The organism is Streptomyces sp. NPDC025651, from assembly GCF_055558735.1.
In genome coordinates, this window is record NZ_JBVHLZ010000005.1 from 407,643 (window position 1) to 430,183 (window position 22,541).

General features: G+C 71.0%; 24 protein-coding genes. 15 read left to right on the forward strand and 9 right to left on the reverse strand.

Annotated elements, in window-relative coordinates:
* Positions 1-94: 94 nt before the first annotated feature.
* Positions 95-760, forward strand: a complete 666-nt coding sequence (locus ACZ4D5_RS21185; protein WP_467773903.1) for a response regulator transcription factor — start codon at positions 95-97, stop codon at positions 758-760.
* A complete protein-coding gene (locus ACZ4D5_RS21190; protein ID WP_467773904.1) occupies positions 757-2,202 on the forward strand; it encodes a sensor histidine kinase in 1,446 nt (481 codons plus the stop codon). Before ACZ4D5_RS21185 ends, ACZ4D5_RS21190 begins: the two co-directional genes overlap by 4 nt.
* Before the next feature lie 31 nt (positions 2,203-2,233).
* Here ACZ4D5_RS21190 and ACZ4D5_RS21195 read toward each other — a convergent pair whose 3' ends face one another.
* The 4 genes from ACZ4D5_RS21195 to ACZ4D5_RS21210 form a co-directional block, all read right to left on the reverse strand.
* Complete coding sequence (locus ACZ4D5_RS21195; protein ID WP_362328876.1) at positions 2,234-2,710, reverse strand: MarR family winged helix-turn-helix transcriptional regulator; 477 nt, start codon at positions 2,708-2,710, stop codon at positions 2,234-2,236.
* Between the two features lie 118 nt (positions 2,711-2,828).
* Entirely contained in the window at positions 2,829-3,584 is a 756-nt protein-coding gene (locus tag ACZ4D5_RS21200) for an AIM24 family protein (protein ID WP_467774045.1), read from the reverse strand.
* A 47-nt stretch (positions 3,585-3,631) separates the two neighbouring features.
* Complete coding sequence (locus ACZ4D5_RS21205; protein ID WP_467773905.1) at positions 3,632-4,282, reverse strand: AIM24 family protein; 651 nt, start codon at positions 4,280-4,282, stop codon at positions 3,632-3,634.
* A gap of 1 nt (position 4,283) precedes the next feature.
* Entirely contained in the window at positions 4,284-4,922 is a 639-nt protein-coding gene (locus ACZ4D5_RS21210) for an AIM24 family protein (RefSeq protein ID WP_467773906.1), read from the reverse strand.
* A 168-nt stretch (positions 4,923-5,090) separates the two neighbouring features.
* Between ACZ4D5_RS21210 and ACZ4D5_RS21215 the strand changes: the two genes are divergently transcribed.
* The 7 genes from ACZ4D5_RS21215 (at position 5,091) to glxA (ending at position 11,906) form a co-directional block, all read left to right on the forward strand.
* Positions 5,091-5,435, forward strand: a complete 345-nt coding sequence (locus tag ACZ4D5_RS21215; RefSeq protein ID WP_467773907.1) for a DUF3817 domain-containing protein — start codon at positions 5,091-5,093, stop codon at positions 5,433-5,435.
* Positions 5,432-5,725, forward strand: a complete 294-nt coding sequence (locus ACZ4D5_RS21220; protein ID WP_467773908.1) for an MTH1187 family thiamine-binding protein — start codon at positions 5,432-5,434, stop codon at positions 5,723-5,725. The genes ACZ4D5_RS21215 and ACZ4D5_RS21220 overlap by 4 nt, the downstream gene beginning before the upstream one ends.
* Positions 5,726-5,859: 134 nt before the next feature.
* Positions 5,860-6,588 carry a hypothetical protein gene (locus ACZ4D5_RS21225; RefSeq protein WP_467773909.1) on the forward strand — a complete coding sequence of 243 codons (729 nt, stop codon included), beginning with the start codon at positions 5,860-5,862 and terminating at the stop codon, positions 6,586-6,588.
* The gene (locus ACZ4D5_RS21230) at positions 6,585-7,268 is read left to right on the forward strand and encodes a DUF4166 domain-containing protein (protein WP_467773910.1); all 684 of its coding nucleotides are present in this window, start codon (positions 6,585-6,587) and stop codon (positions 7,266-7,268) included. The genes ACZ4D5_RS21225 and ACZ4D5_RS21230 overlap by 4 nt, the downstream gene beginning before the upstream one ends.
* Positions 7,265-7,927 (forward strand): TetR/AcrR family transcriptional regulator, encoded by a 663-nt coding sequence (locus ACZ4D5_RS21235; protein WP_467773911.1) that lies wholly within the window; start codon positions 7,265-7,267, stop codon positions 7,925-7,927. The genes ACZ4D5_RS21230 and ACZ4D5_RS21235 overlap by 4 nt, the downstream gene beginning before the upstream one ends.
* Positions 7,928-8,141: 214 nt before the next feature.
* The gene (locus ACZ4D5_RS21240; RefSeq protein WP_467773912.1) at positions 8,142-9,935 is read left to right on the forward strand and encodes a glycosyltransferase family 2 protein; all 1,794 of its coding nucleotides are present in this window, start codon (positions 8,142-8,144) and stop codon (positions 9,933-9,935) included.
* Positions 9,936-9,938: 3 nt separating this feature from the next.
* The gene (glxA, locus tag ACZ4D5_RS21245; protein WP_467773913.1) at positions 9,939-11,906 is read left to right on the forward strand and encodes a radical copper oxidase GlxA; all 1,968 of its coding nucleotides are present in this window, start codon (positions 9,939-9,941) and stop codon (positions 11,904-11,906) included.
* Positions 11,907-11,924: 18 nt separating this feature from the next.
* On the opposite strand, the gene ACZ4D5_RS21250 is transcribed toward glxA, so the two are convergent.
* Together ACZ4D5_RS21250 and ACZ4D5_RS21255 are read right to left on the reverse strand one after the other, a co-directional pair.
* Positions 11,925-12,950: a glycoside hydrolase family 6 protein gene (locus tag ACZ4D5_RS21250; RefSeq protein ID WP_467773914.1), complete on the reverse strand. Its 1,026-nt coding sequence runs from the start codon at positions 12,948-12,950 to the stop codon at positions 11,925-11,927.
* A gap of 57 nt (positions 12,951-13,007) precedes the next feature.
* Positions 13,008-13,244 carry a hypothetical protein gene (locus ACZ4D5_RS21255; protein ID WP_467773915.1) on the reverse strand — a complete coding sequence of 79 codons (237 nt, stop codon included), beginning with the start codon at positions 13,242-13,244 and terminating at the stop codon, positions 13,008-13,010.
* An 86-nt stretch (positions 13,245-13,330) separates the two neighbouring features.
* Between ACZ4D5_RS21255 and ACZ4D5_RS21260 the strand changes: the two genes are divergently transcribed.
* From ACZ4D5_RS21260 to ACZ4D5_RS21275, 4 genes are all read left to right on the forward strand, one after another.
* Positions 13,331-13,840, forward strand: coding sequence for a MarR family winged helix-turn-helix transcriptional regulator (locus tag ACZ4D5_RS21260; protein ID WP_362328902.1), 510 nt, complete (start codon positions 13,331-13,333; stop codon positions 13,838-13,840).
* A 67-nt stretch (positions 13,841-13,907) separates the two neighbouring features.
* Positions 13,908-14,240 carry a DUF3817 domain-containing protein gene (locus tag ACZ4D5_RS21265; protein WP_467773916.1) on the forward strand — a complete coding sequence of 111 codons (333 nt, stop codon included), beginning with the start codon at positions 13,908-13,910 and terminating at the stop codon, positions 14,238-14,240.
* A 74-nt stretch (positions 14,241-14,314) separates the two neighbouring features.
* The gene (locus ACZ4D5_RS21270; RefSeq protein ID WP_467773917.1) at positions 14,315-16,015 is read left to right on the forward strand and encodes an acyl-CoA mutase large subunit family protein; all 1,701 of its coding nucleotides are present in this window, start codon (positions 14,315-14,317) and stop codon (positions 16,013-16,015) included.
* Positions 16,016-16,193: 178 nt separating this feature from the next.
* Positions 16,194-17,294, forward strand: a complete 1,101-nt coding sequence (locus tag ACZ4D5_RS21275) for an alpha/beta fold hydrolase (protein ID WP_467773918.1) — start codon at positions 16,194-16,196, stop codon at positions 17,292-17,294.
* 16 nt (positions 17,295-17,310) lie between these two features.
* Here the strand turns inward: ACZ4D5_RS21275 and ACZ4D5_RS21280 are convergent, their stop codons facing one another.
* Together ACZ4D5_RS21280 and ACZ4D5_RS21285 are read right to left on the reverse strand one after the other, a co-directional pair.
* Positions 17,311-18,711 carry a sensor histidine kinase gene (locus tag ACZ4D5_RS21280; RefSeq protein ID WP_467773919.1) on the reverse strand — a complete coding sequence of 467 codons (1,401 nt, stop codon included), beginning with the start codon at positions 18,709-18,711 and terminating at the stop codon, positions 17,311-17,313.
* Positions 18,708-19,451: a response regulator transcription factor gene (locus ACZ4D5_RS21285; protein WP_467773920.1), complete on the reverse strand. Its 744-nt coding sequence runs from the start codon at positions 19,449-19,451 to the stop codon at positions 18,708-18,710. The genes ACZ4D5_RS21280 and ACZ4D5_RS21285 overlap by 4 nt, the downstream gene beginning before the upstream one ends.
* A gap of 64 nt (positions 19,452-19,515) precedes the next feature.
* Here ACZ4D5_RS21285 and ACZ4D5_RS21290 point away from each other — a divergent pair, with 64 nt between their 5' ends.
* Together ACZ4D5_RS21290 and ACZ4D5_RS21295 are read left to right on the forward strand one after the other, a co-directional pair.
* A complete protein-coding gene (locus ACZ4D5_RS21290) occupies positions 19,516-20,697 on the forward strand; it encodes a UDP-N-acetylglucosamine--N-acetylmuramyl-(pentapeptide) pyrophosphoryl-undecaprenol N-acetylglucosamine transferase (RefSeq protein ID WP_467773921.1) in 1,182 nt (393 codons plus the stop codon).
* Positions 20,694-21,713, forward strand: coding sequence for a GDP-mannose 4,6-dehydratase (locus tag ACZ4D5_RS21295; protein ID WP_467773922.1), 1,020 nt, complete (start codon positions 20,694-20,696; stop codon positions 21,711-21,713). The genes ACZ4D5_RS21290 and ACZ4D5_RS21295 overlap by 4 nt, the downstream gene beginning before the upstream one ends.
* A 58-nt stretch (positions 21,714-21,771) precedes the next feature.
* Here the strand turns inward: ACZ4D5_RS21295 and ACZ4D5_RS21300 are convergent, their stop codons facing one another.
* On the reverse strand, positions 21,772-22,401 hold the full coding sequence (locus ACZ4D5_RS21300; RefSeq protein ID WP_467773923.1) for a TetR-like C-terminal domain-containing protein: 630 nt from the start codon (positions 22,399-22,401) through the stop codon (positions 21,772-21,774).
* Positions 22,402-22,541 lie beyond the last annotated feature (140 nt).

A 22,541-nucleotide genomic window follows, 5' to 3' on the forward strand; every position in this document is an offset into this window, starting at 1 on the left:
CGCTTTCGACGAGGACCAATCTGGCCGAGCGATCCTGAACCGGAGCTGAAGCCGCCTGAAGAACTCTTCAGCTTCGCTCTGGGACCCTGAACGCATGCGCCTGTTGATCGTGGAGGACGAAAAGCGCCTCGCCCTGTCCCTGGCCAAGGGCCTGACCGCCGAGGGCTACGCCGTCGACGTCGTCCACGACGGCATCGACGGACTGCACCGCGCGAGCGAGGGAACGTACGACCTGGTCGTCCTCGACATCATGCTTCCGGGGATGAACGGCTACCGCGTCTGCTCCACCCTGCGCGCGGCGGGCAACGACGTGCCGATCCTGATGCTCACCGCCAAGGACGGCGAGTACGACGAGGCCGAGGGCCTGGACACGGGCGCCGACGACTACCTCACCAAGCCCTTCTCGTACGTCGTGCTCGTGGCCCGCGTGAAGGCGCTGCTGCGCCGCCGCGGCTCCGCGGGCCCGTCCCCGATCCACACGCTGGGCGACCTCAAGGTCGACACGGCCGCGCGCCGCGTCTTGCGCGGTGAGGACGAAGTCGCCCTCACCGCCAAGGAGTTCGCGGTCCTGGAGCAGCTGGTGCTGCGGGCGGGCGAGGTGGTCTCCAAGGGGGACATCCTGGAGCACGTCTGGGACTTCGCGTACGAGGGCGACCCCAACATCGTCGAGGTGTACATCAGCACGCTGCGGCGCAAGCTCGGCGCGGCCCTCATCAAGACGGTGCGCGGCGCCGGCTACCGCCTGGAGGTCCCGCGATGAAGAGGCTGTTCGGCTCCGTGCGGTCCAGGGCGACGCTCGGCGCGAGCCTGGTCGTCGCCCTCGCCCTGGTCGCCGCGGGCGCCGCCGTGCTGCTCGCGCTGCGCGCCAACCTCACCGGGCAGGCCGAATCGCGGGCCGCCTCCACCGCGCGCGAGGTCGCGCTGCAGCTCACGTCGAACCGTCCGTACGCGGATCTGGAGCTGCCCGACGGCGAGGAAACGCCGGTCCAAGTCGTCGACGAGAACGGCAGGTTGGTGGCGGCGAGCGAGGACCTGGAGGAGATCAGCGGCACCGGCACGGACGAGGTGAAGCCCGCCTCCGCGGCGGGGAAGCCGTCCGGAGGCGACGAGGAGAAGAGCGAGTCGGACGACGAGGAGTCATCCGAGCGCGGCGAGGTCTCCGACGACGAACCCGAGTACAGCGACGGCACGGCCACCGTCGACGGCGAGAGCGCCGACTTCCGCTTCGCCGCCGTCGAGGTCAGCACGGAGACCCACGGCGACCTCACCGTCTACGCGGGCGCCTCGCTCTCCGCCGAACAGGGCGCGGTCTCCACGGCGTTGACCTCGATGCTGATCGGCTTCCCGCTGCTCCTCGTGGTCGTCGGCGGCGTCACCTGGCTGGTGACGCGCCGCGCGCTGCGCCCGGTGGCCGCCATCACCGAGGAGATGGCGGCGATCACCGCGTCGGAGGACCTCGCGCGCCGCGTGCCCGAGCCGGACACGCACGACGAGATCGCCCGCCTGGCCCGCACCACGAACGAGACGCTCACCGCCCTGCAGGACTCGGTGGAGCGCCAGCGCCGCTTCGTGGCGGACGCCTCGCACGAGCTGCGCAGCCCGATCGCCTCGCTGCGCACGCAGCTCGAAGTGGGCGCTGCCCACCCGGAGTTGCTGGATGTGGACGGCGCCGTCGAGGACACCGTGCGCCTGCAGGAGCTCGCCGCGGACCTGCTTCTCCTGGCCCGCCTCGACGCGGGGGAGAGGCCCGGCGGGAAGCGGGTCGACCTGGCGGCCTTCGTCCGCGAGGAGCTCTCGCAGCGCACGCGGGACCGCGTCGAGGTGGACGCGGATCTGAAGAGCGTCGAAGTCGCGGGCTCTCGCGGCCAGTTGGCGCGGGTGCTCGGCAACCTCGTGAACAACGCGCAGCGGCACGCGCGCTCCCGCGTCACGGTCACCACCCGCGGCGAAGGCGCCTGGGCGGTTCTTGAGGTGTCCGACGACGGGAGCGGCGTACCGGAGAGCGAGCGGGAGCGGATCTTCGAGCGGTTCGTGCGGCTCGACGACGCCCGCAGCCGCGACGAGGGCGGGGCGGGTCTCGGCCTCGCCATCGCACGGGACGTGGCGGTACGGCACGGCGGCACACTCATGGTCCGGGAGGCGCCGTCCGGTGGTGCGCTGTTCGAACTCCGGCTGCCCAGCCCTCAGTCGTCGGCGGATTGAGGGACGGCGCTGCCGGTCGCGTGGGGACGGGTCAGGGCTTGCCGCGCTGTGCGCGCAGGTGTTCCGCGATCGGGGTCAGGGCCTTGCGCAGATCGCTGAGCGCCTCCGGGGAGACGAGATCGACGAAGTGCCGCCGTACGGAGGCGACGTGGTGCGGCGCCACCTTCTGCATGGTCTCCATGCCCTCCTCGGTCAGGACGGTGTAGAGGCCACGCCGGTCGGACTCGCAGTTCTCGCGGCGTACCAGGCCCGCGTTCTCCATGCGGGTGATCTGGTGGGACAGGCGGCTCTTGGACTGCAGAGTGGCCGCGGCGAGATCACTCATGCGCATCCGCAGCTCTTCCGATTCTGAGAGATGCACGAGAATGTCGTAGTCGTTCATGGTCAGGTTGAACGGCTGAAGGTCCTTTTCGAGCTGATACGTCAGCATCCTGTTGACCTCCACGTGGGTGCGCCAGGCGCACTGTTCCTCGTCGGTCAGCCACTGCGGGGCCGTCTCGGTCTCCATGGAATCGATTCTACCTAAGAAGTTGAAAGGTGAACGAACGGTGGGATGTGACGCGCCTCGCACACCCTGCCTCTCGGAGGGGCACAGGCGTTCGCCGTCACACTCCGCAGACTACCGCTCACAGCCCGAAGCGACGCTGGAGGTCTCCCAGTTGTCCGGGAAGGCGCGGTGCTCCCGGCTGCCGGCCCGGTTGGGCCGGAGCGCCCTGCCTGCCGGGAACCCCTGCCTGCTGCGGCACCTCCCCGGAGGCGTGCTCGGGCATGAGCGCCTCGGTCGACTGGAGCAGGACGGTGCCGGCGCCGACGAACTCGAACTGGTGCTCCTCACCGGACGTTCCGCCGATGCCGGTCAGTGCTCGCACGCCTCCGATCGCCCCTGTGAGGTATCCGTGGTCGTAGTGATGGCACGGTGAAGGACAGTCCGCCCAGCCCACGAGCGCCTGTGGATCGACGCGGATCGGCGGCTCCATGAACACCACGGGGCCGTTCGACGCGGCGACGAACTTTCCGGTTCCGATCAGCGTCAGAAAGCCCGGAACGATCGATTGCTTGAGCGCGAGAGTTGGCTGAAAAGCGAGGAGGTTGCCCGAGCGAATGGTCAGGTTGCCCTCTTCGAGGTCGTACGAATTCACGTCGAAGGCCCGGTCGGCGAGGAGCATCTTGCCCTGGCCGTCCGCCACGACCCAGTCGCTCGCATGCAGCGGCGAATGAAAGCTGGTCCGGACCAGGCGGTCGAGGCGGCCGTGCCCGATGCCGTTGAAGTCGATCCGTCCGTAGTAGGCGATCATCTTTCCCTTCTGCAGGAACCACTGGCTCCCCTTGAGCTCCACGCAGAAGGTGTACGCGTTGACGTTGTCGTCGCTCGGCAGCGTCATGGGGTCGAAGACGGCGGGAGCGCCCGCGGGGGTCGAGACGTTGGGGTTCACAGCTTCTCCTCCGAGGCCTGTACGTAGACCGCGCCGCTGCCCGAGAGCTCCAGCTGGAAGGCCTCGCCGGAGCCGCGGCCCACCATGTCGCGCCAACCCAGCGCCGTGGACAGCTTGTTGCGTACGTCGCCGTGGTGCGCCACGTAGGCCTGGGGGTCGACGTGGACCGGGCGCTGCGGGGTGATCGGGACCTCGATGACGCCGCCGTGCGCCATGACGGCGACCGCGCCGTGGCCCTTCAGGGTGGTGGTGAACAGGCCCTGGCCGCTGACCTGGCCGCGCACCATGCCCATGACGCCGCCCTGGGAGCCCATGAACATCGTGCCCTGCTGGAGGGTGCCGTCGAAGGCGAGGAGGCGATCGGCCTCCACGTAGAGGGTGTCTCCGGAGAGGCCGATCACCTGGATGTGGTGGCCGCCGTGCCCGAACAGGACCGTGCCGCTGCCCTCGACGGTCATCAGGGGGGTGGCCTCGCCCGCGACCCGGCGCCCGATCATGGACATCAAACCGCCCTGCCCGCCCTGGATGTTGGGGGTGAAGGAGACGTCCCCCTTGTAGGCGAGCATGGCGCCGCGCTGGCTGAAGATCTTGGCGCCCGGCTGCACCGTCGCCTCGACCATCTTCGAGTTGATCTCCCGGAAGGGCATGTCAGACGTCCCCCGCGATCGTCGTGCGCTCACTGGGCTGTACGTAGACGAGGCCGTCGCCCTCGAAGCGGATCTGGAAGGCCTCGCCGCCGCCCTCGCCCATGAAGGTGCGGAAGGTGACGCCGGACTGGAAGCTCTGGCGGACATTTCCCTGGTGGGCGATGTACGCACCCGGGTCGACCGTCAGGGGGTACTGCTGGGAGACGCGCAGGACCACGGCCGGTCCGTCGGAGACGATCGCGGCCTGGCCGGTGCCCTCGACGGTGGTGGTGAACAGTCCGTTCCCCTGCGTCGCGCCGCGCAGTCCCGTGAAGCTGGTGCCGGTGCGCAGCCCGGCATCCGTGCACAGCAGATTGCTCGCCTCCACATAGAGCTTCTCGCCGCGCAGCTGTACGAGATTGATCTCGGTGGCGCGATCGGCGAACCAGCAGGTGCCGTGCCCCTTCACCTCCATGACCGTCATCTGTTCGCCGGTGACGCGGCGGGTCACCATGCCCCTGATGCCCTCGCCGCCGCCGGTCATCTTCTTGAAGGCCATCTGGCCGTCGTACGCGACCATCGAGCCGTTCTTCGCCTTCACGGCGTCGCCCGTCATGTCGACGGCGAGCACTCTGCTCCCTTGGAGCCGGAACGTAGCCACGAATCGACGTTAGCCGCCGCGTACCCGCCCAGAACAGGGTGAAGGGCCCTGGACGAACCCCGAGAACACCCCGATGTCACAATGGGGGTCGCTTGTGCGCGCGTTCACAAGATCAGTGCGCGCCGTGCGCCCGCCCCCTCCCGCCGCCCACCCACCCGAAGGTGACCCGTGGACATCAAGACCGCTTCCGCACTCCGCCGCCTCCGCCTGGTCTCGGCCCCCGAGGCCGTCTCCTTCCTGCTGCTGCTCGTCTGCTCGGTGCTCAAGCGGACCACGGACTTCAACGCCGTGCCGGCGATGGGCATGATCCACGGCGTGCTCTTCGTCCTGTACGTGGTCTTCTGGCTCGACGCCTGGAACCGCACGAAGTGGGACCTGAAGACCGCCGCCCTGTACTTCGTCCTCTCCGTCCTGCCGACCGGCGGCTTCTTCGCCGAGCGCAAGCTCAAGCGTGAGGCCGAGGCCGCGGTGATCGCCTCCCGTGCCCGCCGCGAGGGAGTCGTGAGCGCATGATCGTCGCCTTCTCCGTGACCCCGCTCGGCGTCGGGGAGGACGTCGGCGAGTACGTCGCCGACGCGGTCCGTGTCGTGCGCGAGTCGGGACTGCCCCACCGGACCGACGCGATGTTCACGTCCGTCGAGGGTGAGTGGGACGAGGTGATGGACGTCGTCAAGCGCGCCGTCGCCGCGGTCGAGGCGCGGGCGCCCCGCGTCTCGGTCGTCATGAAGGCCGACATCCGGCCCGGCGTGACGGACGGCCTCACCTCCAAGGTCGAGACGGTGGAGCGCCACCTCTCCGAGTAGCCTGCACCCTTCCCCGAAAGCCCCCGCCCTTCTGGGCGGGGGCTTTCTTGTTCCCGCGACTTGAGCGAGTGCTCAAACACCTGTACCTTCCGTTTGAGCAGTCGCTCAAAAACACGCTGACGTGGGGGTTCACCGTGAGTCTGTACATCGAGGCGCGGATACGCGCGGATCTCGACGACCTCTGGGCACGCACCCAGGAACCCGGCCCGCACCAGCGCTGGGACCTGCGTTTCACCGAGATCGACTACCTGCCGTACGCGGAGGGCGAACCGCAGCACTTCCGGTACGCCACGCGCGTGCTGCCCTTCCTGACGATCGCCGGCACCGGGATCTCCGCGGGCGAGAAGCGGCGCCCCGACGGCACCAGGACCTCCGCCCTGCGCTTCGCGTCGCCGCACCCGCTCTCCCTCCTCGAAGAGGGCAGCGGCTACTGGCGCTACGTACCGACCGACGACGGCGACGGGATCCGCTTCGTCACCGGATACGACTACCGGCCGCGCTGGGGGCGCTTCGGGAAGGCCGTCGACCGCATGGTGCTGCGCCCCCTCATGGGCTGGGCCACCGCCTGGTCCTTCGACCGCCTGCGGCTCTGGCTGGAGCGGGGCATCACTCCCGAGCGCGGCCTCCTGAACGCGGCCGGGGACTTCGCCGCCCGGGTGCTGTGCGTGGTGGCCGCGATCCTCTTCGCCCCCATGACGGCCCTGGCGACGGCGGCCCTGATGCTGATGCTGCCGCCCCTGCCCACGACGCCGGCGGCCCGCCGCTGTCTGCGCACCCCGCCGGAACGCGCACGCGCCCCGCGCGTCCTCTCGACCCTCGCCACCGCCACCGCCACGCCCACCGCCAAGGAGCAGCAGTCATGACGTCGTCGATCTTCAGGACCGTGATGGGCGCCGACTTCGAGCGGCTGCACCCGCAGATCCGGCGCCGCTTCTCCGTGGGGCTCGCGAGCGGACAGGCGTGCACGGGGCGGGGCGTCATGGACCGCATCTGGCACGGGCGCGGCTTCGTGAAGCCGTTCCTCGCCGTGGGCGGCACGCGGAACATCCTCGTCCCGCGGCAGGGCAGGAACGTCCCCTTCGTCATCGAGAACGTGCCGTACAGCGACACCTACGGCCGTGAGACGGTGACCTTCGTGCGCACTTTCGACCTCCCCGGCGGCCCACGCCGCTTCGACGCCCAGATGGTCCTGAGCCCCAAGGGTGACCGCGTGCTCGACTACCTCGGCACGCATCAGCACCTCGCCAGCGACCTCCACTTCCGCGCGGAGCCCGACGGCTCGCTGCTCATCCGCTCCGGAGAGCACCGCTTCCGCGAGGGGCCCGTGGACTGCCGGGTCCCCGGGCTGATCGGCGGTGACGCCGAGGTGCGGGAGTCCTACGACGACGAGGCGGGGCGCTTCCGTATCCAGGTTCGGGTGACGAACCGCCACTTCGGACCGCTCTTCGGGTACGAGGGCTCCTTCACGGCGACGTACGCGGACGTCCGGCAGTGCGGGGTGCGTCCCGGGCTGCGTCCGGTGCGCGAGGAGGCGCGGGCGTGAGCGCGGCCAAGGACCCGGCCAAGAGCCAGGAGACACGGACCAAGCTCCTCGAAGGCGCCCTGCGGACGCTCACGGAGCAGGGCATCGCCAAGACGTCGGCGCGCAGCATCGCGGCGTCCGCCGGGGTCAACCAGGCGCTGGTCTTCTATCACTTCGGTTCCGTCGACGACCTGCTCGCGGCGGCGTGCCGGCACGGCACGGAGCAGCGGGTGGCGCGGTACCGGGAGCGGCTCTCCGGGATCGACTCCCTTTCCGGACTCCTGGCCTTCGGGCGGGAGATGCACGAGGAGGAGCGGGAGGCGGGACATGTCGCGGTCCTCGGCCAGCTGCTCGCGGGCTCCCAGACGCAGCCGAGGCTCGCGGTGGCGACGGCGGCGGGCCTCGCCCTGTGGATCGAGGAGATCGAGAAGGTCCTCACGCGGGTCCTCGCGGCGTCCCCCCTGGGCGAGTTCGTGGATCCGGTCGGTCTGTCGCGGGCGGTGGCGGCGTCGTTCGTGGGCATGGAGCTGTACGAAGGGGTGGACGCGGAGGGCGCGGAGCGGGCCCTGGACTCGCTGGAGCAGCTCTCGACGCTGGTCACGGCGGTAGAGGACCTGGGCCCCCTGGCCCAACGAGCCGTCCGCCACCGCCTCCGCCGCTCCACCCGCCCCTCCACGTAGGGGCAGGGGCCGGGCGGGGGAGGCGGTGGTCGGCCCTCCCGCCCCGGCCGAGCGCAGCGCCCCCGCACCACACGCCCCCCGCCGCAACCCCACCAAAACCGCCCAGACCAAAACCCCTCGCACGGGCGAACACCGTTCGACACGCCGGGGAAACTCCACTTTTGTGTGGGTATCGGCTCGTTCGATCACCCGGAACAAGAACCTGGAGGGCGCTGTGCGGCAGCCGGACGGCTACGACTACGACACCCACAGCACGCTCGCCGGTCCGCTCACAGAGCCGGACGGCGAAGGCGGATCGGACGCCGGCGGCTACCGGGTCCAGTACCGCAAGCTCCTGTCCCGCGAGCCGCGCCGAATACGCGCCGTCCTGCTGATGACGCTGGCCCCGCTGCTCACCGGCCTCCTCCTGGTCTACCTCGTCTGGCCCACCCACTGGACCGAACGCGAGGGCGGCGACCGCTGGCTGATCGGCCTCGACATCACGATGCTCGTCGCGATCGGCCTGATCGAGCTGTTCATGCTGGTCAACGTCATATCCATCGCCCACGCGACGATGGTGGCCAGGGACCCGATCCCCGTCGTCCCCGAGGAAGGCACCCGCGTCGCCTTCCTCACCACGTACGTCCCCGGCAAGGAACCCCTCTCCATGGTCCGGGCCACCCTGGAGGGCGCCGTCCGCATCCGCCACACAGGACCCTTCGACGTCTGGCTCCTGGACGAGGGCGACGACGCCGACGCCAAGGCCCTGTGCGAAGAGCTCGGCGTACGCCACTTCACCCGCCACGGCGTACCGGAGTGGAACCGCAAGAAGGGCCCCCACAAGACCCGCACCAAGCACGGCAACTACAACGCCTGGCTCGCGATGCACCACGCGGAGTACGACTTCTTCGCCTCCGTCGACACGGACCACGTCCCGCTCCCCAACTTCCTTGAGCGGATGATGGGTTACTTCCGGGACCAGGACGTCGCGTTCGTCGTGGGGCCGCAGGTCTACGGGAACTACGAGACGCCCGTCACCAAGGCCGCCGAGTCCCAGCAGTTCCTCTTCCACGCGCTCATCCAGCGCGCGGGCAACCGCTACCGGGCCCCCATGTTCGTCGGCACCAACAACGTCGTACGCATCAGCGCGCTCACCCAGGTCGGCGGCCTGTACGACTCGATCACCGAGGACATGGCCACCGGCTTCGAGCTGCACCGCCACCGCAACCCGGCGACCAAGCGGCACTGGCGCTCGGTCTACACCCCGGACGTGCTGGCCGTCGGCGAGGGCCCGGCCTCCTGGACGGACTTCTTCACCCAGCAGATGCGCTGGTCCCGCGGCACGTACGAGACGCTGCTCAAGCAGTACTGGAAGGCGCCGTTCACGATGCCGCCGGGGCGGCTCTTCTCGTACTCGCTGATGCTCGTCTACTACCCCATGACGGCGGTCAACTGGCTGCTCGGCATCCTCAGTTGCGTGCTGTTCCTGTGGTTCGGCGCCAGCGGCACCCAGGTCGCCGCCTCCGTCTGGCTCATGCTCTACAGCGACGCGGCCGCCCTCCAGGTCGGCCTGTACCTCTGGAACCGCCGCCACAACGTCTCCCCGCACGAACCGGAGGGCTCCGGCGGCCTCGCGGGCATGGCGATGTCGGCGCTCTCCGCGCCCATCTACCTCAAGTCGCTCGGCGCGGCCTTCCTGCGCCGCCCGAGCCGCTTCGTGGTCACCCCCAAGGGCGGCGACGCGAGCCCGGACCGGCTGCTCACCTTCCGCATCCACCTCTTCTGGGCGGCGGTGCTCGCCAGTTCCCTGGTCGCCTCCTTCGTGCTCGGCCACACCCACGTGGCGATGCGCACCTGGGCGGTCCTCGCGCTCGTCATCTCGCTGGCCCCGGTCGCGATCTGGACCTTCACCCTCGTCAGGGAGCGCAAGGAGGCCCGCCAGAAGGCGAAGGCGGTGCCGCGGGGCGAGAACGCGGAGGGCGAGCCGGAGCCGGCGTTCGCCACCGGCACGACGACAGGAGGGAACTGAGCCATGGCCTACCGGCCCTCGAAGCGCACCAAGAAGACGCTCATCGGAGTCGGCGCGGGCGCGCTCCTGGTGGGACTGAACGCTCCTGCCGCGCTCTCCTTCGCCGAGGAGAAGTACTACGCGTACAAGATCTCCCGGCCCGGCTACAAGGCGAAGTACGGCTCCTGGAAGCAGGTCGACATCCCCGAGGAGTTCCGCACCAACGCGATCCACGCCGCGCTCCTGCACACGGGCAAGGTGCTGATCGTGGCGGGCTCCGGCAACGAGCAGAAGAAATTCGACGCGGGGTCGTTCGACACGGTCCTGTGGGACCCGGAGAACGACACCTTCAAGAAGATCGAGACACCCGAGGACTTCTTCTGCTCCGGGCACGCCCAACTCCCCGACGGGCGGCTCCTGGTGGCGGGTGGCACCGCGCGCTACGAACTGCTCGACGGCGAGGTCGAGCGGGCCGGCGGCGGCATGCGGGTGAAGAACGAGAACCCGGACAAGGCGGTGACCCTCAAGAAGGGCACCAGGTTCCGCTCCCCGTCCGGCATCGAGTACGTCAGCAAGTTCGACGTCGAAGTCCCCAAGGCCAAGCGGGAGTTCGAGATCACGTACTCCAAGGCCGGGGTGATGCAGCCCTGGAAGACGACGGTCAAGGCGAGCGAGGCGCGCGTCTTCGTGGAGGCGAAGGAGGCGGGCGGGCAGTCGGTCACCGAGAAGTCGGCGCAGTACGAGATCGAGGGCCTGACCGGCGAGGACGCCGACAACACGTACGGCATCGCCGAGAAGATCGACATGGAGAAGCAGGACTTCCAGGGGATCAGGGCGGCGTACGAGTTCGACCCGAAGGCCGAGAAGTACATCCCCGTCGACCCGATGGACAAGGCCCGCTGGTACCCGACGCTCGTCGGCCTGGAGGACGGCAAGGTGCTCGCGGTCTCCGGCCTCGACGACGTGGGCGTGATCGACCCGGGCGACAACGAGATCTACGACCCGAAGACGAAGAAGTGGACGGACGGCCCCAAGCGCTACTTCCCGACCTATCCCGCGCTCTTCCTCACCAAGGGCGGCAAGCTCTTCTACCCGGCGTCCAACGCGGGCTACGGACCGGCCGACAAGGGCCGTGAGCCCGGCCTGTGGGACCTGGAGACGAACAAGTTCGAGAAGGTCCCGGGCCTTGAGGACCTGGACCAGACCGAGACGTCGGCGTCCGTGCTGCTGCCGCCCGCGCAGGATCAGAAGGTGATGATCCTGGGCGGCGGGGGAGTGGGCGAGTCGGAGAAGTCGACGCGGCGCACGGCCGTGATCGACCTCAAGGAGGACAACCCGTCCTTCAAGACGGGCCCCGAACTCCCGCAGGGCACACGCTACTTGAACAGCGTGATCATGCCGGACGACTCGGTGTTCACGTCCAACGGTTCCTCGGACTACCGCGGACGCAGCGCCAGCAACATCCACAAGGCGCAGTTCTACGACCCCAAGGAGAACGTCTTCCGCGAGGCCGCCTCGCCCAAGGTCGGCCGCAACTACCACTCCGAGGCGCTGCTGCTGCCCGACGGCCGGGTCGCCACGTTCGGCTCCGACCCGCTCTTCGACAACGAACAGAACACCAAGCTCGGCCACTTCGAGCAGCGCATGGAGATCTTCACCCCGCCGGCGCTGCACAAGGGCGGCAAGGACCGCCCCGTCCTCGGCGAGGGACCCGAGGAGCTGGCGGCGGACGGCCGCGCGACGTTCCGGACCGACCACCCCGAGAAGATCGCGTCGGCCCGGCTGATGCGGCCGAGCGCGGTGACGCACACGACGGACGTCGAGCAGCGGTCGATCGCGCTGAAGGTCGACAAGGGCAGGGACTCGGTGACGGTGGACGTGCCGCGGGACGACGCCGCGCTGGTGCCGCCGGGCTGGTACATGCTGTTCGTCACGGACAAGGACGGCACGTCGTCCGAGGCGAAGTGGATCCACGTGGGCCAGGAGGACTGACCGCGGCGCCGGGGCGGTTCACGCTCCCTTGGCGTTGCGGGCCAGCCCCAGCGCGTAGTCCGGCCACCACTGCCCCGCCGCCGGGCCGCCCCGGCACGGGCCGTCCGAGTCGCCCGGCCGCTTGATCCACAGGACGGCGTCGAGGAGCGGGTCGCCCGTGCGGTCGGTGGGCGGGGTGCCGAGGCCCCGGCCCGGCGGGTTGCACCAGGCGTCCTGACGGTCGCCCGCCAGCGGGCCCCTGCCGTTGCGGCTGGTGTCCATGACGAAGTGCTTGCCGCCGACGGTGGCCGACAGGGCGCGCCCGTACGCCTTGGTGGCCTCGTCGCTCTGGAAGTTGGAGACGTTCAGGGAGAAGCCGTCGGCCCGCGCGATGCCCGCCTTCTTCAGCGGCTCGGTGAGCTTGCGGGCGTCCGAGATCCAGCCGGGGTTCCCCGCGTCGAGGTAGACCTTCACCTTCGGCTGCCGCTTGAGGCGCTGGATGGCCTCGGAGAGCAGCTGGTAGCGGTCCGCGTGGTACTCGGCGGGCGTGCAGCCGTCCACGATGTGCGGGATCGCGTCGGGCTCCAGGACGACCAGGGCGGGGGCGGTGCCGATCGCGTCGGCGAAGGCGTTCACCCAGGTCCGGTAGTAGTCGGCGCTGGCCGCGCCGCCCGCGGAGTGCTGGCCGCAGTCGCGGTGCGGGATGTTGTACGCGACGAGCACGGCGGTGCGGCCCTCCTCGGCCGCGCCCCGCGTCGCCTCCGCGATGTCGGGCGCCGGGTTGTCCCCGGCGGGCCAGACGGCCATCGGCCGCTCCGAGATGCGCTTGAGCGCCTCGGCGTCCTGGGTGCGGCCAGCCCGCTGCCACTCCTGGACCTGCCGGGCGGCGGCGCTGTCGGGGTCGACCCAGAAGGTGCCGGGCGGGGTCTTCGCGCCGTCGGTCGCGGGGGCGCGGACGGTGGAGGTGTCCTTCGCGCCGGACCCGGAGTCGGAGGAGCAGCCCGCGCAGAGCCCGAGGGCGGCGAGCGCCGCGAGTGCCGTGAACGTGCGGAGCAGCCGGTGCATCCAGCCCCCTTGGGCGACGGTGACGGTCGGTCAGCCCGGCAATCGTGGCATAAAGGGCTAATCCAGCTCTTGTGCCACACCGCCGCCGGTGGCGAGCGCGATGCCGAGCGGCGTGCGCTCGCGACCGCGCCCCAGGGGACGTACGAGGGACGCGGGCGTACGTTCCGACGGCTCGGCCCACAGACCCGCGATGCCCCGCACCGGATGGGCGAGTGTCGGCTGCCACGGAGGTTCGAGACCGCTGATCACGTCAGGCCACGAGTGTGTCCTCCTGGTGGTGGTGGTGCGGCGCACGGGCGGATCCGTGGCTCCAGGGGAACGTACGCCCGAATTGCGAGACAGGGCTGACCAACATATGACCGACGGGTAAGGTCGTTGCCGTGCCGAAGCCGCTCAGCCTCCCCTTCGATCCGATCGCCCGCGCCGACGAGCTCTGGAAGCAGCGCTGGGGGTCGGTCCCGGCCATGGGCGCGATCACCTCGATCATGCGCGCGCACCAGATCCTGCTCGCCGAGGTGGACGCGGTCGTCAAGCCGTACGGACTCACGTTCGCGCGCTATGAGGCGCTCGTCCTGCTCACCTTCTCGCAGGCCGGCGAGTTGCCGATGTCGAAGATCGGCGAGCGGCTCATGGTGCACCCCACGTCCGTGACCAACACCGTCGACCGGCTCGTGAAGTCCGGCCTCGTCGACAAGCGCCCGAACCCGAACGACGGCCGCGGCACGCTCGCCTCCATCACGGAGAAGGGCCGCGAGGTCGTGGAGTCCGCCACGCGCGAGCTGATGGCGATGGACTTCGGGCTCGGGGTGTACGACGCGGAGGAGTGCGCGGAGATCTTCGCGATGCTGCGGCCCCTGCGGGTGGCCGCCGAGGACTTCGAGGAGAAGTAGAGCCGCCGGTTCCGTTCGGGACGGGGGCGGCGAAGATCGCGCAAAACCGGCGGTTACGCTCGTAGCCATGAAGCGAAGCGTGCTGACCCGCTACCGGGTGATGGCCTACGTCACCGCCGTCATGTTGCTGATCCTGTGCACCTGCATGGTGTTCAAGTACGGCTTCGACAAGGGCGAGGGTCTGACGCTCGTCGTGTCGCAGGTCCACGGCGTGCTCTACATCATTTACCTGATCTTCGCCTTCGACCTGGGCTCCAAGGCGAAGTGGCCGTTCGGCAAGCTCCTGTGGGTGCTCGTGTCCGGCACCATCCCGACCGCCGCGTTCTTCGTCGAGCGCGGCGTCGTCCGCGACGTCGAGCCGCTGATCACCGACGGCTCCGCGGTCACCGCCAAGGCGTAACGACCACCGCCACGGACAGGTCCGTGGCGGTCTGCCATCGACATTTACTAGGACGTCCTAGTAAATTCGAAGGCATGGACGCTGACGCGATCGAGGAAGGCCGCCGACGCTGGCAGGCCCGTTACGACAAGGCCCGCAAGCGGGACGCGGACTTCACCACGCTCTCCGGCGACCCGGTCGACCCGGTGTACGGACCCCGACCGGGCGACACGTACGACGGGTTCGAGCGGATCGGCTGGCCCGGCGAGTACCCCTTCACGCGCGGGCTCTACCCGACCGGGTACCGCGGCAGGACCTGGACCATCCGCCAGTTCGCCGGCTTCGGCAACGCCGAGCAGACGAACGAGCGCTACAAGATGATCCTGGCCAACGGCGGCGGCGGCCTCTCCGTCGCCTTCGACATGCCGACCCTGATGGGCCGCGACTCCGACGACCCGCGCTCGCTCGGCGAGGTCGGGCACTGCGGCGTCGCCATCGACTCGGCCGCCGACATGGAGGTCCTCTTCAAGGACATCCCGCTCGGCGACGTGACCACGTCGATGACGATCAGCGGGCCCGCCGTCCCGGTCTTCTGCATGTACCTCGTCGCCGCCGAGCGGCAGGGCGTCGACCCCGGCGTCCTCAACGGCACGCTGCAGACCGACATCTTCAAGGAGTACATCGCGCAGAAGGAGTGGCTCTTCCAGCCCGAGCCGCACCTGCGCCTCATCGGCGACCTGATGGAGCACTGCGCGCGCGACATCCCCGCGTACAAGCCGCTCTCGGTCTCCGGCTACCACATCCGCGAGGCCGGGGCGACGGCCGCGCAGGAGCTGGCCTACACCTTGGCCGACGGGTTCGGGTACGTGGAGCTGGGGCTCTCGCGCGGGCTCGACGTGGACGTCTTCGCGCCCGGCCTCTCCTTCTTCTTCGACGCGCACGTCGACTTCTTCGAGGAGATCGCCAAGTTCCGTGCCGCGCGCCGCATCTGGGCGCGCTGGCTGCGCGACGAGTACGGGGCGAAGACCGACAAGGCCCAGTGGCTGCGCTTCCACACGCAGACCGCGGGTGTCTCGCTCACCGCCCAGCAGCCGTACAACAACGTCGTGCGTACGGCGGTGGAGGCGCTCGCCGCGGTCCTCGGCGGCACCAACTCCCTGCACACCAACGCCCTCGACGAGACCCTCGCGCTGCCGAGCGAGCAGGCCGCGGAGATCGCGCTGCGCACACAGCAGGTGCTCATGGAGGAGACCGGCGTCGCCAACGTGGCGGACCCGCTGGGCGGCTCCTGGTACATCGAGCAGCTCACCGACCGCATCGAGGCCGACGCGGAGAAGATCTTCGACCAGATCAGGGAGCGGGGCCGTCGCGCCCATCCCGACGGGCAGCACCCGATCGGCCCGATCACCTCGGGCATCCTGCGGGGCATCGAGGACGGCTGGTTCACCGGGGAGATCGCCGAGTCCGCCTTCCAGTACCAGCAGTCTCTGGAGAAGGGCGACAAGCGGGTCGTGGGTGTCAACGTGCACCACGGCTCCGTCACCGGGGACCTGGAGATCCTGCGGGTCAGCCATGAGGTCGAGCGGGAGCAGGTCCGGGTTCTCGCGGGGCGGAAACAGGGGCGGGACGAGGCGCGGGTCCGTTCCTCGCTCGACGCGATGCTCGCTGCCGCGCGGGACGGGTCGAACATGATCGCTCCGATGCTCGACGCGGTGCGGGCCGAGGCGACCCTCGGGGAGATCTGCGGCGTGCTGCGGGACGAGTGGGGGATCTACGTGGAGCCGCCGGGGTTCTGAGGGCGGGGTGTTTCGGGTCACGGGGATCTGCGGGTCGTGCGGGGCCCGGCGCGCAGCTCCCCGCGCCCCTGATCGCGCAGCTCCCCGCGCCCCTTATGGGGTGCCAAAGTGATGGGTGTGAACTTCTGAGGTCTGGGTAGGCGCCGCCGGTCAGCCGGTCCTGTCCCTGGAGTCACCCTTGAGTTCGAACGGTCACGCCCGCACCGCCGCCTTTGCCATAGGGGCCGCCACCTGCACCGTCCTCGGTGCGCTGTTGGTCGGCGGCTCCGGTGAGGTCAGTGCGAGTCCGTCGCCCGAGCCCAAGGTGCAGGACGAGTTCGACTCGCTCGGGCCGCAGGTGCGGGCCGCGAAGCTCTCCGACGGGCGCACCGCGCACTACTCCGACACCGGCAACAAGGACGGCAAGCCCGTCCTGTTCATCGGCGGCACCGGGACCAGCGCCCGCGCCTCGCACATGACCGACTTCTTCCGCAGCACGCGTGAGGACCTGGGCCTGCGGCTCATCTCCGTGGAGCGCAACGGCTTCGGCGACACCGCGTTCGACAAGAACCTCGGCAAGGCCGACTACGCGAAGGACGCCCTCGAGGTGCTCGACGGGCTCGGCGTGGACGACGTCACCGTGGTCGCGATCTCCGGCGGCGGCCCCTACGCCGCCGAGCTCGCCGCGCGGGCTCCCGAGCGGATCACGCAGCTCCACCTCGCCGCCGCCCTGCCGCCCTACGGGCCCAGGGCCGAGTACTGCGGGATGTCCGACGACGCGCTCACCGACGCCGTGAAGGACCAGATCAAGGACCCGCGCACGTGGTGGGCCTTCCCCGACGACAGCGCCGTGAAGTCGATACCCGGCTTCGCCGACACCGCGTACGAGGAAGGGGCGCGCACCTACAACCAGCGCGGGCAGCAGGCCGACCCCGCCCCGCAGGTGCACGAGCAGAAGCTGTACTGCCAGCGCCCGGGCCCCGACCTGTCGAAGCTCGACGCCCCCGTCTACCTCTACGGCGGCAAGAAGGACACCACCGTGCCGCCGGCGACGCTGAAGACGTGGCAGGAGGCGCTGCCGGGCCGGGCGAAGGTGCGGTCGTACGCGGACTCCGGGCACGACGTGCAGTACCGGCACTGGGACCAGATCCTGGTCGACCTGGCCGGGCACGGCGAGCGCACGGTCGTGTGCAAGGGCGACAGGACCCGCGTCCTCGTCGACCGCGAGGCCGACCGGCTCCTCGCCAAGGGCAAGGCCACGCTGGGCAGTTGCGCCTGGAAGGAGAAGCGGGCCGGCTAGCGCGGGAAGCGGCCGGCTAGGGCGCGGGCAGCGTCAGTCTGAACAGGGCGCCGCCGCCCGGCGCCCGCTCCGCCGTCAGTTCCGCGCCGTGCGCGTGCGCGATCTGGCGTGCCATCGCGAGCCCCAGGCCCGAGCCCGGCAGGGCGCGGGCCCTCTCCGCGCGGTAGAAGCGGTCGAAGACGTACGGCAGGTCTTCCTCCGCGATGCCGGGGCCGTGGTCGCGCACGGTCAGGGCCGCGGCGGTCAGCGAGACCTCGACCGGCGCGCCCTGCGGGCTGAACTTGGCCGCGTTGTCGAGGAGGTTGGTCAGGAGGCGGGAGAGGCGCGCCGGTACGCCGGGCACGCTGAGCTCCGCCGCCTCCGGTGCCACCTGGAGCGTGAAGGGGACGGCGGGCCAGTGGCCGCGGGCCGCGTCCACCGCGTGGGCGGCCAGCGGGGCGAGCCGCACCTCTTCGAGCAGCGGCTGCGGCTCCGCCTCCCTGGCCAGCTCGATCAAGTCGTTGACCAGGCCGGTGACTTCGCGCAGCTGGCGGGCGAGCGCGCCCGAGGCCCGCTCGCGCTGTGCGTCCGTCAACCGGTCCGCCCTGGCGAGGAGTTCGGCGTTCGTCCGCAGCGCGGTCAGAGGTGTGCGCAGCTCGTGCGACGCGTCGGCGACCAGGCGGCGGCGGGCCGTGACGGACTCCTCGAGCTCGGCGAGCATCGTGTTGAACGTGGCGGCCAGGCGCGTGACTTCGTCCTGGTGGCCTTCGCGGCCCGGCGGCCCCGGCGGCAGCTCGATGCGGTGCCGGGCGTCGCGCGTGGCCGCGATGCGCTCGGCCGTGGCCGTGAGGCGGGTGATGGGGGCGAGGCCGGTGCGCGAGACCCAGTAGCCGCCGAGCGCGGAGAGCAGCACGCCGGCGCCGCCCACCGCGGCGAGCAGGGACGCGGCCTGGCGCACGCCGCGCTCGGCGATGTCGGCGCGCAGGGCGACCTGCACGGCCTCGCCTTCCTTGCCGAACGTGGTGGTGTACATCCGCCCCGGCTTCCCGCCGGGCAGCGTGAAGTTCGAGTAATACGCGGGGTGTTGGCCCGCCGCGACCTCGCGCGTCTGTGCCGTCACGGGCAGCAGGAACGGCTTCGCGGGATCGTCCGCGGAGTCCTCGGGGACGATCTGCGAGCAGGCGGGCGCGCCCAGGAAGCGGCACTCGCCCGTCATGACGCCGGGCCCTTCGGCGCGGTGCTGCTGGGCGATGAGCGTGGCCGACTGGGCGAGGTTCTGGTCGAGCTGCTGGTAGAGCTTGTAGCGGATCACGAAGAACGCGGCGAGACACACGCCGATCGCCACCACCGCCACGGCCGCGGCGGCGGCCACCGCGAGGCGGGTGCGCAGCGGCCTGCGGCGCCGCCACCGCGCGCCGAGCCTGCGCCGCGCGGTCACGGGGAGCCCAGGCGGTAGCCGACGCCGTGCACGGTGTGGACCAGGCGCGGCTCGCCGTCCGACTCCAGCTTGCGGCGCAGGTAACCGACGTACACGGCAAGGGAGTTGGAGTCGGGGCCGAAGTCGCGGCCCCACACCGTCCGCTGGATCAGCTCGCGCGGCAGGACCTGGCCCGCGTTGCGCAGGAGCAGCTCCAGGAGCGCGGCCTCGGTGCGGCTGAACTCGACCGTGCGCCCGCCGCGGCGGCCGGTGCGGGTGGTGGCGTCCAGGACGAGGTCGCCGTACGAGAGGGCGTCGCCGTCCCGCGCGGGCTGCTCGGGCGTCACGCGCCGCAGCAGGGCGCGCACCCGGGCCACCAGCTCGTCCAGGGCGAACGGCTTGACCAGGTAGTCGTCGGCGCCCGCGTCCAGGCCGTCGACGCGCTCGCTGACCGAGTCCAGGGCGGTCAGCACGAGGACCGGGGTGCGGTCGCCCGCCGCGCGCAGCTGGCGGCAGACGGCGAGGCCGTCCATGACCGGCATCAGGACGTCGAGGACCACGAGGTCCGGCTGCCAGCGGGCCACCGCGAGCAGCGCGCGGTGGCCGTCCGACGCGCCCCTGACCCGGTGGCCCTCGACGGTCAGGGCGTCCTCGACGGCCGCGCGCACCTCGGGGTCGTCGTCGACGACGAGGATCTTGTGGGGCACCGCGTCGGACGCGCCCGGCGGGCCGCCCTTGCTGGTCGCGCTCGTGAAGCTCATGCACCAAAGGTGCCAAACGAGGCTCTTAAAACCCTCTTAGACCCTCGCGTGATGCTCCACTGCCATGCGAACCACTCACTCCGATCTCTCGGATCCCCCGGGCCGCTCCCGCCTCTCCGTCGTGATCGGTGCGGGCGGCACCGGTGGCCACATCTATCCGGGCCTCGCCCTCGCCGACGCGCTGCGCAGGGCCGTGCCGGACGCGGTGATCTCCTTCGTCGGCACCGAACGCGGCCTGGAGACCCGGCTGATACCGGACGCGGGCTACCGCCTCCACACCGTCGACATGATCCCCTTCGATCCCTCGCTCGGCGCCCGCCGCTACCTGCTGCCCGCCGCGCTGATGAAGTCCGGCGCCCAGTGCCGGGCCATCCTGCGCGAGCAGGGCGCGCAGGTCGCCGTCGGCATGGGCGGCTACCCCAGCGCCCCCGTCATCGTGGGCGCCCGCATGGCGGGGCTGCCGAGCCTCATCCACGAGTCCAACGCCGTGCCGGGCCGCGCCAACCGGTTCGCGGCCCGCCTCACCCCGAACATCGCGGTCGCCTTCGACCGCAGCCGCGCGCACCTGCCGGGCGGGGAGCGCGCGCACACCACCGGGATGCCGATCGCCGCGCCGCTCGCCGCGCTCGACCGGGCCGCGCTGCGCGCCGAGGCCCGGCGCACGCTCGGTGTGCCGGACGGGGCCCGCCTGGTGCTCTTCAACGGCGGCAGCCTCGGTGCCGCGCGGCTGACGGAGGCCGCGCTCGGCCTCGCCGCCCGCTGGCAGGGGCGGCCCGACGTGCACCTGCTGATCAAGACGGGGCCCGCGGCGCTCGACGACGCCCGGGACCGGCTCGCGTACGAGGGCGGGAGCGCCGTCGCCCGCGCCGTGCCCTACCTCGACCGCATGGACCTCTCCTACGCCGCCGCCGACCTCGTCGTCTGCCGTGCGGGATCCGCGACGGTCGCCGAGCTCGCCGCCACCGGCGTGCCCGCCGTCCTCGTGCCCTACCCGCACGCTCCGGGCGACCACCAGACCCACAACGCCCGGGTCCTGTCCGACGCGGGCGCGGGCCTCCTGCTGCCCGACGCCGAGACGACGGCCGACCGCCTCGCCGAGCTCCTCGGCCCGCTGCTCGCCGACCCGGCTCGCCTCGCCGCGATGAGCGGCGCCGCGGACCCCGGGCCGCACGCCCGCGCCGCCGACCTGCTCGCCGCACGGGTTCTCGAACTCGCCCACATCACCCCTCACCTGGAGTACGCATGAGCACCCCCGTCACCTCCGCCCCGGCCCCCTTCTCCTGGCAGGACCGCACCGTCCTCGTCACCGGCGCCGAGGGCTTCATCGGCTCGACGCTGGTCGACCTGCTCCTCGACGCGGGCGCCAAGGTCCGCGCCTTCGTGCACTACAAGCCGTACGCGGAGAAGGGCCACCTCGCGCACCTCATCGGTGACCCGCGGGTCGAGATGATCGCGGGCGACGTGCGGGACCCCGGGCGTGTGATGGACGCGGTCGCCGGGTGCGACACCGTCTTCCACCTCGCCGCGCTGATCGGCATCCCGTACTCGTACGACTCCCCGGGCGCGTACGTCCAGACGAACGTCGTCGGCACCGAGAACGTCGCGGAGGCCTGCCGGCGGCACTCCGTGCGGCGGCTCGTCCACACGTCGACGAGCGAGGTGTACGGGACGGCGCTGACCGCGCCGATCAGTGAGTCGCACCCGCTGCAGCCGCAGTCGCCGTACTCCGCGTCGAAGATCGGCGCCGACATGATGGCGCTGTCGCACTGGCACGCCTTCGAGCTGCCGGTGACGGTGGTGCGGCCCTTCAACACCTACGGTCCGCGGCAGTCGGCCCGCGCGGTCATTCCCACGATCCTCGCCCAACTGCACGCGGGCGCACGGGAGATCAAGCTGGGGTCGCTGACGCCCACGCGGGACTTCACGTACGTGACGGACACGGCGCGGGGGTTCATGGCGATGGCGGTGTGCGACCGGGCGCTCGGTCACTCCGTGAACCTGGGCGTCGGCCGGGAGATCTCCATCGGGGATCTGGCGGAGGCGTTGATCGCGGCGTCGGGCCGCGAGGCCTCTGTGGTCGTGGACCCCGCGCGGCTTCGGCCTTCGGGCAGTGAGGTGGAGAGGCTGCTTTCGGACAACTCCCGGGCGAGGGAGTGGGCGGGGTGGCAGCCTGAGGTTTCCCTTGCCGAGGGGCTGAAGCTGACGTCGGCCTGGGTCGCGGAGAATCCGCAGCTGTTTGCGCCTGGGCGGTATCAGGTCTGAGTGTCGAGTGCGGGTTGTGGGGGCTGGTCGCGCCCCTTTAGGGGCGCGGAGGCGTCTCTTACGGCGCCGCGGCCGCCGCCAAGCCTCCCAGCAGCAGCAACGTGAAGCGGCGGGCCCACTCGGTGTCCACCGGCTCCCCGCTGACCAGCGCCCGATGCACCACCGCCCCCGCGATCACGTCGAAGATGAGGTCGGCGGTGTGGGCCGCGCGCACGGGGTCGGACTCGGCGGGCAGTTCGCCCCGCTCCTGGGCCCGCGCCCGTCCGGCGAGGACAAGACGTTTCTGCCGGTCGACGATGGACGTGCGGATGCGGGCCCGCAGCGGCTCGTCCGTCGTCGACTCCGCGACCACCGCCATGAGCGCCGTCTTCGTCTCGGGGCGGCCGAGGAGCACCGCGAACTGCAGGACGACGCCCTCGATGTCGGCGGCGAGGCTGCCCCGGTCCGGCAGCTCCAGCTCGTCGAAGAGCTCGGCCACCGCGTCCACGACCAGCTCGCTCTTGCCCGCCCAGCGCCGGTAGAGCGTGGTCTTGGCGACCCCCGCGCGCGCGGCGACGGCGCCGAGCGTCAGCTTGGTCCAGCCGAGCTCGACGAGCCCCTGCCGGGTCGCCTCCAGGATCGCGGCGTCGGCGGCCGCGCTGCGCGGGCGGCCGCCGGTGCGGGCGGGAGGAGTGGTGCGGCTCTGCATGCCCGCGACCATACCGGCCAGTACGGAGCGGGTCGGGGTGCCGAGTGAGGGAGATCACCGAGGGGGCCTCCCCACGTCGGGGGCGGGGCAGTTACGCTACGACCCGTAGCGAAAGCGCGGCGGGCACGGCGAACGGCGAA

Excerpts from the sequence above, each read along its gene's own strand:
- ACZ4D5_RS21185 (WP_467773903.1), top strand. The coding sequence starts at position 95 with ATGCGCCTGTTGATCGTGGAGGACGAAAAGCGCCTCGCCCTGTCCCTG.
- ACZ4D5_RS21190 (WP_467773904.1), top strand. The coding sequence starts at position 757 with ATGAAGAGGCTGTTCGGCTCCGTGCGGTCCAGGGCGACGCTCGGCGCG.
- ACZ4D5_RS21195 (WP_362328876.1), bottom strand. The coding sequence starts at position 2,710 with ATGGAGACCGAGACGGCCCCGCAGTGGCTGACCGACGAGGAACAGTGC.
- ACZ4D5_RS21200 (WP_467774045.1), bottom strand. The coding sequence starts at position 3,584 with ATGACGCTGCCGAGCGACGACAACGTCAACGCGTACACCTTCTGCGTG.
- ACZ4D5_RS21205 (WP_467773905.1), bottom strand. The coding sequence starts at position 4,282 with ATGCCCTTCCGGGAGATCAACTCGAAGATGGTCGAGGCGACGGTGCAG.
- ACZ4D5_RS21220 (WP_467773908.1), top strand. The coding sequence starts at position 5,432 with ATGATCGTCGCCTTCTCCGTGACCCCGCTCGGCGTCGGGGAGGACGTC.
- ACZ4D5_RS21230 (WP_467773910.1), top strand. The coding sequence starts at position 6,585 with ATGACGTCGTCGATCTTCAGGACCGTGATGGGCGCCGACTTCGAGCGG.
- glxA (WP_467773913.1), top strand. The coding sequence starts at position 9,939 with ATGGCCTACCGGCCCTCGAAGCGCACCAAGAAGACGCTCATCGGAGTC.
- ACZ4D5_RS21250 (WP_467773914.1), bottom strand. The coding sequence starts at position 12,950 with ATGCACCGGCTGCTCCGCACGTTCACGGCACTCGCGGCGCTCGCCGCC.
- ACZ4D5_RS21265 (WP_467773916.1), top strand. The coding sequence starts at position 13,908 with ATGAAGCGAAGCGTGCTGACCCGCTACCGGGTGATGGCCTACGTCACC.
- ACZ4D5_RS21270 (WP_467773917.1), top strand. The coding sequence starts at position 14,315 with ATGGACGCTGACGCGATCGAGGAAGGCCGCCGACGCTGGCAGGCCCGT.
- ACZ4D5_RS21285 (WP_467773920.1), bottom strand. The coding sequence starts at position 19,451 with ATGAGCTTCACGAGCGCGACCAGCAAGGGCGGCCCGCCGGGCGCGTCC.
- ACZ4D5_RS21290 (WP_467773921.1), top strand. The coding sequence starts at position 19,516 with ATGCGAACCACTCACTCCGATCTCTCGGATCCCCCGGGCCGCTCCCGC.
- ACZ4D5_RS21295 (WP_467773922.1), top strand. The coding sequence starts at position 20,694 with ATGAGCACCCCCGTCACCTCCGCCCCGGCCCCCTTCTCCTGGCAGGAC.
- ACZ4D5_RS21300 (WP_467773923.1), bottom strand. The coding sequence starts at position 22,401 with ATGCAGAGCCGCACCACTCCTCCCGCCCGCACCGGCGGCCGCCCGCGC.